Below are 13,362 nucleotides of genomic sequence, written 5' to 3'. Positions count from 1 at the left end.
CGTTGGGGCGGATGACGCAGGTCACGAGCGGATTATGTCTGGGAGCGAAGCCGTGGAATTCAATACGAAGTCCGTTGTGGGGCCGATGCGACGCCTGATGGCGACCGCCCGGAATGGACTCGAGGTGATCCGGTTCGGGGGACTGGTTCACGAGATCGAATCCTCGCCGTATGAGATCGCCGAGCGTAAGCGTATGTATCGGCTGCGGCATTACTTCCCGGATGCCACGGGAACCGACCGGCCGGTTGTGATGTTGGTGCCGCCGATCATGGTCACCGCGGAGATCTGGGATGTGAATGCCGCCGACGGCGCCGTCGGCATTCTGAATGCCGCCGGAATCGATTGCTGGGTGGTCGATTTCGGCTCACCCACCACCGAGGAGGGCGGCTGGGATCGCGATCTCGCCGATCACGTCCTCGCCGTCAGCAGCGCCATCGATACGGTCAACGAATTGACCGGGCGCGGTGTGCATCTCATGGGGTACTCGCAGGGTGGCATGTTCGCCTACCAGACCGCCGCCTACCGGCACGGTAATGGTGTGGAATCCATTGTCACGTTCGGCAGTCCGGTGGATGCGGTCGCGGGCATTCCGTTCGGTATTCCCTACGGTGTCGCCTCCGGCGCGGTGGACTTCCTCGCCGACCATGTGCTGAACCGGCTGCCCATTACCGATTCCATGGTGCGCCTCGGCTTTCAGGCCCTGGATCCGGTCAAGACCGCCAAGGCGCGCATCGACTTCCTGCGCCAGCTGCACGACCGTGAGGCCCTGTTGCCCAAGGAGCGGCAGCGACGCTTCCTCGAGGCGGACGGCTGGCTCGGCTATCCGGGGCCCGCGCTCACCGATCTGCTCCGGCAGTTCATCAAACACAATCGAATGATGCTGGGCGGCTTCGTCATTCGTGACCAGCCCATCTCGCTCGCCGATTTGAAATGCCCGATTCTGGCCTTCGTCGGCGAGGTCGACGATATCGGCCAGCCCGCCGCCGTACGCGGGATCGTGCGCGCCGCACCCAATGCCGAAGTGTACGAAACCAGCGTGGTGGCAGGGCATTTCGGCCTCGTCTCGGGCTCCAGCGCCACCAGGAATACCTGGCCCGTGGTCCGCGACTGGGTGAACTGGCTCAGCGAGCGCGGCGAACTGCCGCCGCAGGTCGTGCCCATGAGTCAGGAGGTGGCGCGCAAGGGGCCGAGCACCGGGCTCACCCGCGCCGTGCACGCCGTCGGCAGCCTGGCCGAGGCGGGGGCGGGGCTCGGTAAGACCATCGAGGGCGTCGCCGGCCAAACCCTGCGCGGCACAGTCGAATTGACCGGTGAGGCGGCACGCGCGCTGCCACGACTCACCCGGCTCGGCATGATCCAGCCGCACACCCGAATCTCGCTGGGCCGCTTGCTCTCCGAACAGGCCGGGAGCGGACCCGACCGGGAGGCTTTCCTTTTCGAGGATCGCGTGCACACGCACTTCGCGGTGAATCAGCGCATCGACAATGTGGTGCGCGGACTCATCTCGGTCGGCGTGCGCCCGGCCACCCGGGTCGGTGTGGTCATGGAGACCCGGCCCAGTGCCATGGTCGCCATTGCCGCGCTGTCGCGGCTCGGCGCGGTCGCGGTATTGCTCGCTCCCGGAAGCGAATTGACCAAGATCGTCGAGCTGACCGGGACGAAACTGCTCATCGCGGATCCGGAGAACCTGCGGGACGCGGCCGCCACCGGCACCCGCGTGCTGGTGCTCGGCGGCGGTCAGACACGCGGCCTGGACATTCCGGCCGGAAGCGATGTCACCGATCTGGAGCGGATCGATCCCGCACAGGTCACCCTGCCCGCCTGGTATCAGCCCAATCCGGGCCTGGCCCGCGAGTTGGCGTTCATTCTGGTGACCGGCACCGGCGACCACTTCGATATCAAATACGTGACCAATCACCGCTGGGCGCTCTCGGCCTTCGGCACCGCCTCCGCCGCCGACCTCGGTCGCCGCGATACCATCTACTGCCTTGCGCCCCTGCATCATTCGTCCGGTCTGCTGGTCAGTCTCGGCGGGGCGGTGGCCGGTGGCAGCCGGATCGCGCTGGCCCGTTCGCTCGAGCCGGCGCAGTTCGCGGCGGAGGTGCACCGCTACGGCGTCACCGTGGTCACCTACACCTGGACCATGCTGCGCGACATCCTCGACGCCGACCCCTTCCCCAACGGCCACCCGCATCCGATTCGCCTGTTCATCGGCTCCGGTATGCCCGCGGGCCTGTGGCGGCGCACCCAGGAACGTTTCGCGCCCGCCCGCGTCCTCGAGTTCTATGCCTCCATCGAGGGAGATGTGGTGCTGGCCAATGTCTCCGGCGCGAAGATCGGCTCCAAGGGCCGCCCGGTCCCCGGCACCGCCAAGGTCGAACTCATCGCCTACGACCCCGCCACCGGTGAAATCCAGGTCGAGGAGTCGGGTTTCGCGCGCCGCTGCGCCGACAACGAGGTGGGCATCCTCGTCGGCACCGCCTCCGATACCGTCGACCTCTCCGCGGGCGGCCTGCGCGGCGTCTTCACCCCCGGCGACGCCTGGATGCCGACCGAAAACCTCTTCCGCCGCGACAGCGACGGCGACTACTGGCTGATCGACCGACGCGACACGGTTATCCGCACCCCCCGAGGCCCCGTCTTCACCCAGCCGATCATCGACGTCCTCAACGACATCACCGCCATCGACATGGAAGTGGCCTACGGCCTCCCGGCAGGCGACCGCACCCTCGCGGTAGCGGCCATCAGCATCCGAGAAGGTCTGCGCCTCACCCCGAAAGACGTCACCGAGGCCCTGCGAGCCCTGGCCCCCGCCCAACGCCCCGACCTCATCCACGTAGTCCCCGACATCCCCCGCAGCTCCACCTTCCGCCCCTCCACCCGAGCCGTCCAAGCCGCAGGCCGCCCCCAACCCGGCGACCTCACCTGGTGGTACAACCGCGAATCCGAGTCCTACGAAATCCTCACCGAAGACCTGGCATCCCGCCTCTTCGCCTGATTCGCCGGGGGCACATCCCTGGAGTATCAGCGGCGATCGGACGGGTCGGGGGTCCGGCCGATCGCCGCTGTAGGGGAGTCTAGGGATGTTGCGGGGGTCGGACCATCCCCGAAATTCGGGGGGTCGTGAACTGATCCGGTCTCCGGTGCGGCGGTAGCATCGAAGAGGTGAATCCCCTTGCCGCACGTGTGATGTCCACTGTTGCCGGTCAGCTCGGTAATCCGCATGGCCTGCTGGGTAAGGGCACCGCGCTCATGCTCAATCGGGCCAATCGGTTTCTCATCGATGAGGCGGTGGCGGGGGCCGCGCCGGTGACGGGGGAGACGGTTGCCGATGTGGGGTTCGGGGGTGGGGTCGGGTTGTCGCTGCTGCTCGATCGGGTCGGGCCTACCGGGACCGTGCAGGGGGTGGAGATTTCGGTGGATATGTTGAAGCGGGCCAAGACCAATTTCGCGACCGCGATCGGGGCGGGGCGGTTGCAGGTTTTGGATGGGTCGCTCACCGAATTGCCGTTCGCGAAGGCGAGTGTCGATGCGGCGATTACGGTGAACACCATTTACTTCGTGCCCGAATTGGACCGGGTCTGTGCGGAATTCGCGCGGGTGCTGAGCCCGCGGGGGCGAGTCGCGATCGGTATCGGTGATCCGGATGGGATGGCGAAGATGCCGTTCACGCAGTTCGGATTCCGGTTGCGGCCGGTCGCCGAGGTCGTCGCCGCGCTGGAGGCCGCCGGGCTGGTGGTGGAGGATCGGGTGGTGCAGCACAAGCCGATCCCCGGCCACATTCTCATTGCCCGGCCCAAGAACTGACCGGGAATCATTCCGGCCGTGCGCATTTCGATGGAGAAGAGGTCAGCGGGCGCCGACCGAATCGCCTGAGCGCGGGCCACGGCAGTCGCTGCCGCTCGCCGCTATCGCCGCCTCGTTGAAGGCCCTGATACGCGCGTTCTCGCGCGACTCCCGCCAGATCAGCCGGCCCTGCAACGGCGGCGCGTCCTCGATCGGCAGATAGGTGATGCGCGGATGGGAGCGATAGCAGGAACCCTCATCGCCGACCACGAACGCGCCCTCGCCGCCGCCGACGAGACTGATGGCCTCCTGAAAAGTGCTCGCGGACTTGCCATGCCGGATCACCCTGCCGTCGGGTGTGCGGTTCGGCACGCGATCCTCGGCAACCGCTTTCGGAGTCGATTCGGGCGCTCCGATCAGCGTGATATCGGCCAAATCGTTCAGCGATAAGGAGTCCCGCGCGGCCAGCGCATGTGCTTTCGGGAGGGCGAGCAGCCGGGGCAGGGTGCGCAGCACCGGCCCGCTGCGCAGGCCCGGCCCATTGACGGGATGAAACGTCAGCACCATCTCGACCAGATCCGCGTGCAGCGCCGCCGAACCCTCGAACAGCGGCAGTTCCCGAATACGGACATCCGCGCCCGGATGTGCGGCGGTGAATCTGTCGGCGGCCTCCAGTACGAAAGTGCCCGCGCCCGTACCGACGAAACCGACCTCGAGCGTCCCGGGCACACAGCGCCCCGCGGCAGTCGCACGTCGGATCGCCTCCTGGATCAGATCGTGTCCGGGCCGCAGATCGTCCAGCAATTGTTTGCCGACGGGCGTCAGCACCACCCGGCGACTTGTGCGCTCGAACAGTGGAGCTCCGAACCGCCGCTCGATTCCGTGAATCAACTGACTGACCCGTCCGGTCGACACCCGCATCCGGTCCGCCGACTTCCCGAAGTGCAGTTCGTCTGCCAGCGTCAGGAACGCCTCGATCTCGATCCGCTCCATTGCCGCTCCGTCTCACTCGAACTTATGCCCACCGACCCGAGGACCCCACGTAATACCGGCAAGAGCATCGATTTGTTCCGGATGGACTGTTCACCATGGCTAAACGCCGGTTGGTCAACGCGGCATTGTTCCCCGCGCTCGCCTTATGAATCCTTTGAGAGGCAGTTGAACGAGTGAGATGAGGAACGAAAAGCCATGTCCGAACACATGAAAGACCTCGCACGATGAGGGCGGCACGCGTGGCCTCCTTGGTCGCGGCGGCGATAACGGCCGGTCTGATGGCGGGATTGTTCGCCGGATTCGCCTATGCCGTCATGCCCGGCCTGCGGCGCGGTGGTGACGCGGCGTTCGTCGAGGTCATGCAGAACATCAATGTGGCCATTGTGAATCCGCTGTTCATGACCCTGTTCATGGGTGGGCTGGCGGTGGGGCTGGCCGCGGTGGTGACGAACTGGCGCTCCGGTGATCCGGCGGTCCGGTACTGGGCCATTGCCGGATTCGCCTGCTACGTGGTGATGTTCCTGATCACCAGCGGCGCGAACGTCCCGCTCAACGACAAGCTGGCCGCCGCGGGCGATCCGGCGCAGATCGCCGATCTGGCCGCGGTCCGCGCGGACTTCGAGGGGCCGTGGGTGGCCTGGAATATCGCCCGCACCCTGGCGAGTGTGGCCGCGCTGGGTTGTTTCTCGGTGGCGCTCTTGCGTTTCCGTCGTACCACCGCGCAATCCGTTGCCGGACAAGCCATCCTGTCGAGCTAGGGGAATCACCGTGACAGTTCTCGCCTGTGGGTTGGCCATTGTGCTCAACCTCATGATCATCCTCGTCGGAGTGCGGTTCCTGCTGGCTCCGGAGACCGCGGCGGCGGCCTACGGCGTACCCGCGAAAGCCGATGGTGATGCCGCCGCCTACCTGAGCATCAAGGGCCTGCGCGATCTCACCTCGGGTGTCATCGGTTTGGCATTGCTCGCCTTCGCGGGCGCGTCCGCCGAGGGCTGGTTCATGCTCGCCGTCGCGCTCACCCCGTTCGGTGACACCGCCATCGTCCTGCGACACGGCGGTACGAAGGCGGTGGCCTTCGGCATCCACTTCGCCACCGCCATAGCCGTATTGATCAGCGCCGTCCTGCTTTTCCTCGTCTGATTCGAAGGAGCACCTCGAAATGTTGCTGATAGGACCGGAATTCGACGATTCGGTCATTGTCCGCTCCGGCGACGCCGAAGTCATCGGCCAGGCCCCGACCACCATCCGGCTGCTGGCCGACAGCAGTTCGACCGGTAGTGTGTGCTCTCCACGCACCGCGTCACCCTGAAAGACGGCGCGAATGGCGCTGGACCACACCATCATTCGCGCTCGGCGGAGCTGTTCTACATGCTCGAAGGCACCGCCCAGGTGCTCTCCGGTGAGCAGGTGGTGATCGCCGAAAAAGGCGATGTGGTCGTCGTACCGCCCGGCCTGGCCCACGCTTTCGCCGCCGCCCCCGGCTGCGACGCCGACATTCTGATCATCATCACCCCCGGTGTCGAACGGTTCGAGTACTTCCGCCACCTCGAGCGCATCGCCTACGGCAAGGTCCCGCCCGAATCGCTGCTGGACGTCCAGGAAATCTACGACACCTATTTCCGCAACAGCCCGCCCTGGAACGACGCCAGAGGCTGACCGATAAAGGGGCCGCACCCGACGGAGCGGCCCCTTTATCGTCCAGTCACCCTCGCGATGACCGGCGGACCGTGCTCAGCTTGTTCTTCAACCTCAGTCCCTCGCGATCGCGGGTTCGGTGCACTTGCGGCCTCGTCGAAAGCGGTTGTCGTTGAACGCTATTGTTGCGGGGTGAGTGAACTCAGCAACGCCGGATCGCAGCAGTGGCAGTACCAGGTCGGCCACCAGGTCCGTCCCAGCGCCAAGCAGATCCTCGAGCACATCGACGCGTAGGCGTCTGAGCTGGTTCGATATTCTCGGCTTTCAAACCGCTTGGCTTGCTTGGTTGTTCGCCGGACAAGCAGGCGGCCTTCGCCGGATCATGTGCTCCGACCAAGGAATGCACGTGAGCCGAGACGAAGGCCGCGGGTATGAGTCTGCCGGTTACGTGCGGGACGGGGGACGCGTTCGCGGAACTGTCGCGCATGTGGGGCGAGTTGTATGCGTGTCTGACCGCGCGGGGTGATGAGTTGTTCGAGCTGACCGAGGCGGTGTTGTGTGCGCAGGGGGCGGTGCGGTCGATACCGGAGTTGACGCTGAGCCCGGAACATCGCCTCGGCCACGGTGCGCTCTACGACGGTCTCAACGAGGGCTGGATCGACATTTGTCGCTTGCGAAATCTGTTGGCGGTGGATGTGTCGGCATGGTTGCGTTCGGACGCGGCATGTTCACCGGATCGGTTGTTCTGCCACGTCTACGGCCGGGTGAAATCGGCGTCGCAGTTCATCCCCGGCTGGCCGAATTCGTTCGTGGCGGTGCTTGGATCAGGGGCCACGTCGTGGACTCAGATCCTGGACGCGGGGCGACTCGGACCCGCGGACGACGCCGCCCTGGTGACCGCCACCCAGCTGCGCGGCGTGGTCGAGCGGCTGATCGCCGGAGTTCCGCTTCGCCGACCCACGATCGTGGCCGTGGCCCACGGTTACCACGATCACCTCCCTGGACTGGACCCGCCCCAAACTCCGCACCCCGGAGGCCGCCGACCGCTGGACCTGGCTGTCATCGCCGCCCACACCCAAGTCCGGCTCGCCCGCCCATTGGCCGCTGACCTGCGGCACCGGTGGGAGAAACCCCGCCGACCCGCACCGGCTCACCCCGGCCAGAGTCCGTCGCGGGTTCCGGAACCTACGTGCAGCCCTCGGATGCCCGGCCGGCGCACCCAAACCCACCCGGCCAGGCCCGGGACGACCACCCGGCCACCGAAACCACTGCCCCGCAACTCGTTACGACGTCGGCAAGACCGTCAAACGACTCACCGCTCTCTACCAACGCGACCGAGCTGGTTGAAGAACAAGCTCAGAAGCAGTACGGGAACTTGCAGGTGGTGGGGTCGTTCGGGCCGAAGATAATGGTGATCAGGCCATTGATGATGGTGTTCGCCACGCCGGAACCGGTACTGATATCGATGTGCTGTGCCGTCGTGGGGGCGGCGGCGACCTCGGTCGCCGTCGTCTCGGCCGAGGCGACGGCGGGGGACAGGATCAGGATTCCCGCCGCCGCCGCCGTGAGTACTGCTTTTCGAATCATGTTGCTGCCCTTCACTCCTCGAATGGATATCCGGGCAGCCTAGGCAGCGGCGAGCGCGCGGGTCCAGCCCCCTGAATCTGGGGGTGGAGCTTACGCGTCAGACGGTGAAGCCGGTGATACCCTCGACGACCCGGTCGAGCTGCTGCTCGGTGAGACCGGGCCAAAGGGGAAGGCGTACAATGGTTCCCGAGAATTCCGCGCTGCGTGTGCACGGCGTCGGGGTACGGCCCAGCTTCAGCCCCGCAGGGCTGGAATCCAGCGGGATGTAGTGGAACGGGGCCGAAATTCCCTGCGCCGCAAGATGCCTGATGAGGTCGTCGCGGCGGTCCTCGGTGGGGACGCGCAGGAAGTACAGGTGTGCGGTGTGCTCGCGGTCGTCCGGAACCGTCATGAGCTGAACATCGTTGCGAGCGGCCCACTCCGGCAGTGCCGCCGCGTAGTGATCCCATACCCGATGCCGATTGGCCTGGATGGTGTCGAACTCCGCGAGCTGGGCATCCAGCACCGCCGCGTTCAACTCACTCGGCAGATAGCTGGAGCCGATGTCCTGCCACGAGTACTTGTCCACCGCCCCGCGCAGGAAGCGCGCCCGGTCGGTGCCCTTCTCGCGCACGATCTCCGCTCGCGCCATGAGGATTTCGTCGGTGAGCAGCAGTGCCCCACCCTCACCGCAGTGCACGTTCTTGGTGTCGTGGAAGCTCAGCGCGCCCACGGTGCCGATGGTGCCGAGCGGTCGTCCGCGCCAGGTACCGCCGAGTCCGTGCGCGGTGTCCTCGATCAGCGCGAGGCCGTGTGCGTCCGCGATCTGTTGCAGCCGTTCCATATCCGCGCCGACGCCGCCGTAGTGAATGATAACCACGGCCTTGGTGCGCGGGGTCACCGCCGCCGCCACCGACTCCGGATCGATATTGCCGCTCGCGAGATCGATATCGGCGAAAACCACTGTCGCGCCGCGCAATGCCATGGCGGTCGCGGTGGAGGTGAAGGCGAAGCTGGGCACGATCACCTCGTCATCGGGCCCGAGTTCCAATAGCAGCCCGGCCATTTCGAGCGCGTGCGTGCACGAGGTGGTCAGCAGCGCGTACGGCGCGGCGGTGATACCGCGCAGCTTCGCGGTGGCCGCCGCGGTGAACGGCCCGTCGCCATGGCTGTGATCGGAGGACAGCACGGCCTCCACATTCGCCAGCTCACCCGTGGCGCGGAACGGACGGCTGAAGATGATGCGATCAGTGCTCACCCGGGTCGATCCCCCTCGCTCCTGCGTTGCTGTACTGGAATTCCTGGCCCGCGTCAGCCGAATGCTGTTGCACCGGTCGCGGTGTCGGCGAATCTACCGTTAAATACAGCGGTTTGCCCACGAGCACATGCAATGCCACACCCAGATACTCGGCGATCAGCCCGAGCGAGAACAGCAGCGCGCCCGAGCACAGCAGCAGCACCGTCATCAGCGACGCCCAGCCCTCGGGATCGGTGCCGCTATTGGTGAGCGCGTGATACACCACCCACGCCGCCATGCCTGTACCCGCCAGCGCGAGGGTCACACCCAGCATGCTCACGAGTCGTAAACCGCGAGTTCCGCTGCACAGCACCATCTTCCAGAACAGCGAGAAGAGCCGCCGGTAGTTGTACCCGGACTCCTCGCGCCCCTCCGCGCGCAACTCCACCGGCACCTGCGCCACATCGCTCACCACCCAGGTGAGCGCCACATCCAGATACACGCCATTGGAGGCGACCTGCGCCAGCTGCCGCGCGATATCGCCGCGAATCAGCCGATAGCTCTCGAACCGGGTCGAATCCGGGAACGCGAAAATGGTTGCCAGCACGATCTTCGCGCCCCGCGAGGTGATATTGCGCAGGAACCCGTGCGGCCGGGTATTGACCGGCTTGGAGTACACCAGATCCGCGCGCTGGGTCATGGCCGTGTCCAGGAAGTCGGCGATGAACGCCGGATCGTGCTGCCCGTCCTCGTCCATGGTGACGGTCCAGTCGCCATTGGCGGCGGCCATCCCCGCGATGGTGGCGGCGTCCTGTCCGTAATTGCGGCTCATCCACACCACCCGCACCTGCGGATAGGTCTGCTCCAACTCCTGCAGCACCACATCCGAACGGTCCGGCCCGTGATCATGCACCAGCACGATCTCGTTCACCGTGAACTGCGCGCCGGCGGGCGTGCGCGCCGGACCGCTGAGCTTGTCCAGCTCGGCGACGAGCGCGGCAATGGTGTCCTGCCCGCGATACACGGGTACGACGACGGAGACAGCGTGCACCCGCGTCGGTCCGTGCGGACCGGAGGTGACGCTCGGAGCGGTCTGCGACCGGAGCGGGCGAGACGGAATCGGCATCAGCTGGATCGACTTTCGATGACGGTGCGTGCCGGAACTCCACGCCAAATGAGAGAGCCCGAACCGCGGTGAACTCTAACACGGTGCAGGTGGCGGCTTCCGGGGTGAGAGATCATCACCCCATCATCATTGCCGCACAGCTTGATGCCAGCGAACGCGACGCCCTGTAGGGTCTGGAACTCGTGGTGGAAAGTGCATTTTCGACGGTGGCGGAGACCGCCGGAACCGAGCCATCGGATCGCTCGGACAAGCGCGAGGTGTACCGCTGGGGAGCCGTCACCGCCTTAGGCGTGACCCTCGGGTATATCGCGGTGCTGCTGGCCAATGCCCGCCACTTCTATACCGACGACAGCGAATCCCAATACACCGGACTATGGGTGTTCTTCGGCCGCGCCTTCCGCGACGGCCAGTTCCCGTTCCTGATTCCGCAGCAGTGGATGTCGGGCAATTACACCAATGAGGAAGCGGGACTGTTCAACCCGCCGCAGCTGCTGATCGATCTGATCGCGCCCTCGGTGCCGAACCTCGCGGTGTACGCGACCATCGTCAAACTGATCTTCGCCATCATCGCCGGACTCGGCGTGTACCGGGTGTGTCTGGCCTACGGCAGTCGTGCGCAGTGGGCGGCGGTCGCCGGTGTGGCGTTCCCGTTCACGGGGTTCTTCCTGTTCTTCGATGAGGCCAGCTGGTTCACCGCCATGAGCGGCACCGCGTGGATGATCCACGCCTGGGCGTCCTCGGTGCGGTACGCACGCGGTAAGGGCGGGCCGATCTCGGTCTTCGTCTATCTGTACCTGGCCATCTCGGTGCAGTACGTGTTCCCGGCCGTCGAGGCCGCCATCATGTTGGTCGCGGTCGCGGTCGGCGAACTGGTGTGGCGCGGGCGCGCCGCCTGGGCTCCGCTGACCCGGCTGACCGCTGCTGCCGCCTGCGCGGGCGCGGCCGGCCTGATCACCTTCCTGCCGAGCATGCTCTCCGCCAAGGTGAGCTGGCGCGGCACCTCGCAGATCAATAACGACCAGTTCCTCACGGTGCCATGGTCGGAATCGCTGAACGCCAGCCTGCCGAGTTCGCTGCCCGCGTTCAATTCCTGGTGGGGTTACATCCAGCCGCTGCCCATGGTCTATATCGCCTGGTTCCTGATTCCCGCGCTGGCGTTCATCGACTGGCGTGCGGCCAAGGCGTATTGGAAGGAGCTCACCTCGCTCGCCATTTTCGCGATGGTGATGCTCATGTGGACCGCCGGGCCGGGCACCATCGGACCGCTGCGCTGGCCCGCGCGCGTACTGCCCATGCTGGCGCTGGGACTGCTGGTGCTGGTGTGCGTGCTGCTCGGCCGGTTCGGCACCGTGCGGGATTGGCGCAATCGCGGAATCGCCTCGGGCGTGCTGATTCTGCTGCTGTGGGTGCGCACGTTCTCCGCCGATCCGCACCGGGTGCTCTGGCATGTGCTCTCCGCGGTCGTGGTGGCGGGGCTCGTCGCGGGTGTGGTGTGGCTGGGTCGCACGCGCGGTACCGCGGCGGCAGCCGCACTGACCATCATCGCCATGTTCCCGATCGCGTACTTCCAGGTGCGCAGTGTGCAGCCCACGCCCATGTCGTGGAATCTGCCCGCCGATCGCGAAGAGGCCAAGGCGGCGTTCCCGAAGTTCAAGAGCGGCACCACACTTCAACTCGGCGATCGCGGATTGCTGCAGCCCGCCGACAAGAGCCTCGATGGTGCGTACGGTTCGCTGGTGTGGGGTAACTACGCCAAGGACCTCGAACTCGACTACGTGAACGGGTATACGCCCAACGGGCACTTCTACTTCGGCGAAATGCTCTGCATGCGCTGGGACAGCAGCACCTGCCCGGATTCGTACCGGCGGATGTTCACCCCCGAGCCGACCACCGGGCGCACCCTGGTCGATCTCATGCTGATCGACCGAATCGTGTTGCAGAAGGCCATGTTCCCCGATGTCTTCGCCGAACCCGCGCCGCCCGGCTGGCACTTCGTCGACGTACCCGGACATGAGAAGTACATCTGGGTGCTCGAGCGCGACAACGGGCTGATCTCGACGGTCAACGGCCGCATCGGCGATGCCCATAATGTGGACGCCACCTCTGTTTCCGAGTCCGGAATGAGCAGTGTGGTGCGGGTATCGTCCGAGACCGGCGGCCGTATCACCTTCGCCCGCCTCGGCTGGCCGGGATACCGCGTGACGCTGAACGGTAAGACCATCCCGTTCACGACGGTCGCGAAATCCTTTGTCGCCGTGGATATCCCCGCAGGCACCACGAACGCCGAACTCGAACTCACCTGGCGTCCGCCGGGCTGGAAGATCGGCATCGGTTCCGCCGCGGCCGGTCTCATCGGTGCCGGCGTACTGCAGTGGATGTACCTGCGCTCACGTCGTCGCGGTGATGACGGTGGCGAGGGCGGCGACGATGTCACCCCCGTGACCCCCGGTCCGGAACGCGAACTGGTGGAATCGGTTTCGTGACCGCGGAACGCGCCGTGACCACGCCCGGCACCGCTCCCGCGGATACGGTGCCGGCCGGGGTGGACCCGGTCGCGTCTCACTCCGAAACGCCCGGACCGCTGCTGCGCTTGGTGCGTCGCCAGGAGATCGCGTTCGCACTGGTGGGCGGCTTCAACACGGTGCTCGGCATGGCGCTCACCATCATGTGGCTGACCATTCTGAACGGCATGGTCGCCAAGGACGTGGCCGCCGCACTCTCGGTGGCCCTGGCCTATACGGTGAGCGTCTTCATCGCCTTCGCCCTGCACCGCACCCTGGTCTTCCGAGTCTGCGGCCACCTATTGCGCGACTTCGTGGCCTTCGTCGGCGTGAACTCGGTGGGCATGGTCCTCAATATGGCCCTCCTGCAATTCGCGGTGTCGGTCCTGCACGCCCCCGACAAGCCCGCCGCCGTAATCGTGATGGGCTTGGTCGCGGTAGCCAGCTTCTTCGGCCACCGCCACATCTCCTTCCGCCGAACCGATTCCCACCCCGCCGGGACGGACCGGTAGGTTGTC

Annotated in this window: 13 protein-coding genes; 9 read left to right on the top strand and 4 right to left on the bottom strand. The window is 66.1% G+C overall.

What is annotated here, in order from left to right:
- Nucleotides 1-34 precede the first annotated feature (34 nt).
- The gene (locus GFY24_RS20855; protein WP_153806761.1) at nt 35-2,998 is read left to right on the top strand and encodes an AMP-binding protein; all 2,964 of its coding nucleotides are present in this window, start codon (nt 35-37) and stop codon (nt 2,996-2,998) included.
- A gap of 167 nt (nt 2,999-3,165) precedes the next feature.
- On the top strand, nt 3,166-3,807 hold the full coding sequence (locus GFY24_RS20850; RefSeq protein ID WP_309231118.1) for a methyltransferase domain-containing protein: 642 nt from the start codon (nt 3,166-3,168) through the stop codon (nt 3,805-3,807).
- A gap of 42 nt (nt 3,808-3,849) precedes the next feature.
- On the opposite strand, the gene GFY24_RS20845 is transcribed toward GFY24_RS20850, so the two are convergent.
- On the bottom strand, nt 3,850-4,779 hold the full coding sequence (locus GFY24_RS20845; protein WP_153806760.1) for a LysR substrate-binding domain-containing protein: 930 nt from the start codon (nt 4,777-4,779) through the stop codon (nt 3,850-3,852).
- 239 nt (nt 4,780-5,018) lie between these two features.
- Here GFY24_RS20845 and GFY24_RS20840 point away from each other — a divergent pair, with 239 nt between their 5' ends.
- From GFY24_RS20840 to GFY24_RS43785, 5 genes are all read left to right on the top strand, one after another.
- Nucleotides 5,019-5,537: an anthrone oxygenase family protein gene (locus tag GFY24_RS20840; protein ID WP_309231117.1), complete on the top strand. Its 519-nt coding sequence runs from the start codon at nt 5,019-5,021 to the stop codon at nt 5,535-5,537.
- A 10-nt stretch (nt 5,538-5,547) separates the two neighbouring features.
- A complete protein-coding gene (locus tag GFY24_RS20835) occupies nt 5,548-5,919 on the top strand; it encodes a DUF4267 domain-containing protein (protein ID WP_309231116.1) in 372 nt (123 codons plus the stop codon).
- A gap of 19 nt (nt 5,920-5,938) precedes the next feature.
- The gene (locus GFY24_RS42150) at nt 5,939-6,088 is read left to right on the top strand and encodes a hypothetical protein (protein WP_228566514.1); all 150 of its coding nucleotides are present in this window, start codon (nt 5,939-5,941) and stop codon (nt 6,086-6,088) included.
- Entirely contained in the window at nt 6,061-6,435 is a 375-nt protein-coding gene (locus GFY24_RS20830; protein ID WP_309231115.1) for a cupin domain-containing protein, read from the top strand. Before GFY24_RS42150 ends, GFY24_RS20830 begins: the two co-directional genes overlap by 28 nt.
- A gap of 410 nt (nt 6,436-6,845) precedes the next feature.
- Nucleotides 6,846-7,823: a transposase gene (locus tag GFY24_RS43785; protein WP_375336073.1), complete on the top strand. Its 978-nt coding sequence runs from the start codon at nt 6,846-6,848 to the stop codon at nt 7,821-7,823.
- On the opposite strand, the gene GFY24_RS20820 is transcribed toward GFY24_RS43785, so the two are convergent.
- The 3 genes from GFY24_RS20820 to GFY24_RS20810 form a co-directional block, all read right to left on the bottom strand.
- Complete coding sequence (locus GFY24_RS20820) at nt 7,771-8,001, bottom strand: hypothetical protein (protein WP_153806758.1); 231 nt, start codon at nt 7,999-8,001, stop codon at nt 7,771-7,773. The genes GFY24_RS43785 and GFY24_RS20820 overlap by 53 nt on opposite strands.
- Before the next feature lie 97 nt (nt 8,002-8,098).
- Nucleotides 8,099-9,238: a dTDP-4-amino-4,6-dideoxygalactose transaminase gene (rffA, locus tag GFY24_RS20815; protein ID WP_309231114.1), complete on the bottom strand. Its 1,140-nt coding sequence runs from the start codon at nt 9,236-9,238 to the stop codon at nt 8,099-8,101.
- Nucleotides 9,228-10,268, bottom strand: a complete 1,041-nt coding sequence (locus GFY24_RS20810; protein ID WP_309231167.1) for a glycosyltransferase — start codon at nt 10,266-10,268, stop codon at nt 9,228-9,230. The genes rffA and GFY24_RS20810 overlap by 11 nt, the downstream gene beginning before the upstream one ends.
- Nucleotides 10,269-10,600: 332 nt before the next feature.
- Here GFY24_RS20810 and GFY24_RS20805 point away from each other — a divergent pair, with 332 nt between their 5' ends.
- Together GFY24_RS20805 and GFY24_RS20800 are read left to right on the top strand one after the other, a co-directional pair.
- On the top strand, nt 10,601-12,826 hold the full coding sequence (locus GFY24_RS20805) for a hypothetical protein (protein WP_309231166.1): 2,226 nt from the start codon (nt 10,601-10,603) through the stop codon (nt 12,824-12,826).
- Nucleotides 12,823-13,356, top strand: coding sequence for a GtrA family protein (locus GFY24_RS20800; RefSeq protein WP_309231113.1), 534 nt, complete (start codon nt 12,823-12,825; stop codon nt 13,354-13,356). Before GFY24_RS20805 ends, GFY24_RS20800 begins: the two co-directional genes overlap by 4 nt.
- Nucleotides 13,357-13,362: the final 6 nt, after the last annotated feature.

This window comes from Nocardia sp. SYP-A9097, from assembly GCF_009649815.1.
In the GTDB taxonomy this organism is placed as follows: domain Bacteria; phylum Actinomycetota; class Actinomycetes; order Mycobacteriales; family Mycobacteriaceae; genus Nocardia.
The sequence above is the reverse complement of the archived record's forward strand: the minus strand, read 5'-3'. Positions and strand labels throughout refer to the sequence as shown.

Coding starts and splice junctions, on each gene's coding strand:
- GFY24_RS20855 (WP_153806761.1), top strand. CDS start 35: ATGTCTGGGAGCGAAGCCGTGGAATTCAATACGAAGTCCGTTGTGGGG.
- GFY24_RS20845 (WP_153806760.1), bottom strand. CDS start 4,779: ATGGAGCGGATCGAGATCGAGGCGTTCCTGACGCTGGCAGACGAACTG.
- GFY24_RS42150 (WP_228566514.1), top strand. CDS start 5,939: ATGTTGCTGATAGGACCGGAATTCGACGATTCGGTCATTGTCCGCTCC.
- GFY24_RS43785 (WP_375336073.1), top strand. CDS start 6,846: ATGAGTCTGCCGGTTACGTGCGGGACGGGGGACGCGTTCGCGGAACTG.
- GFY24_RS20820 (WP_153806758.1), bottom strand. CDS start 8,001: ATGATTCGAAAAGCAGTACTCACGGCGGCGGCGGCGGGAATCCTGATC.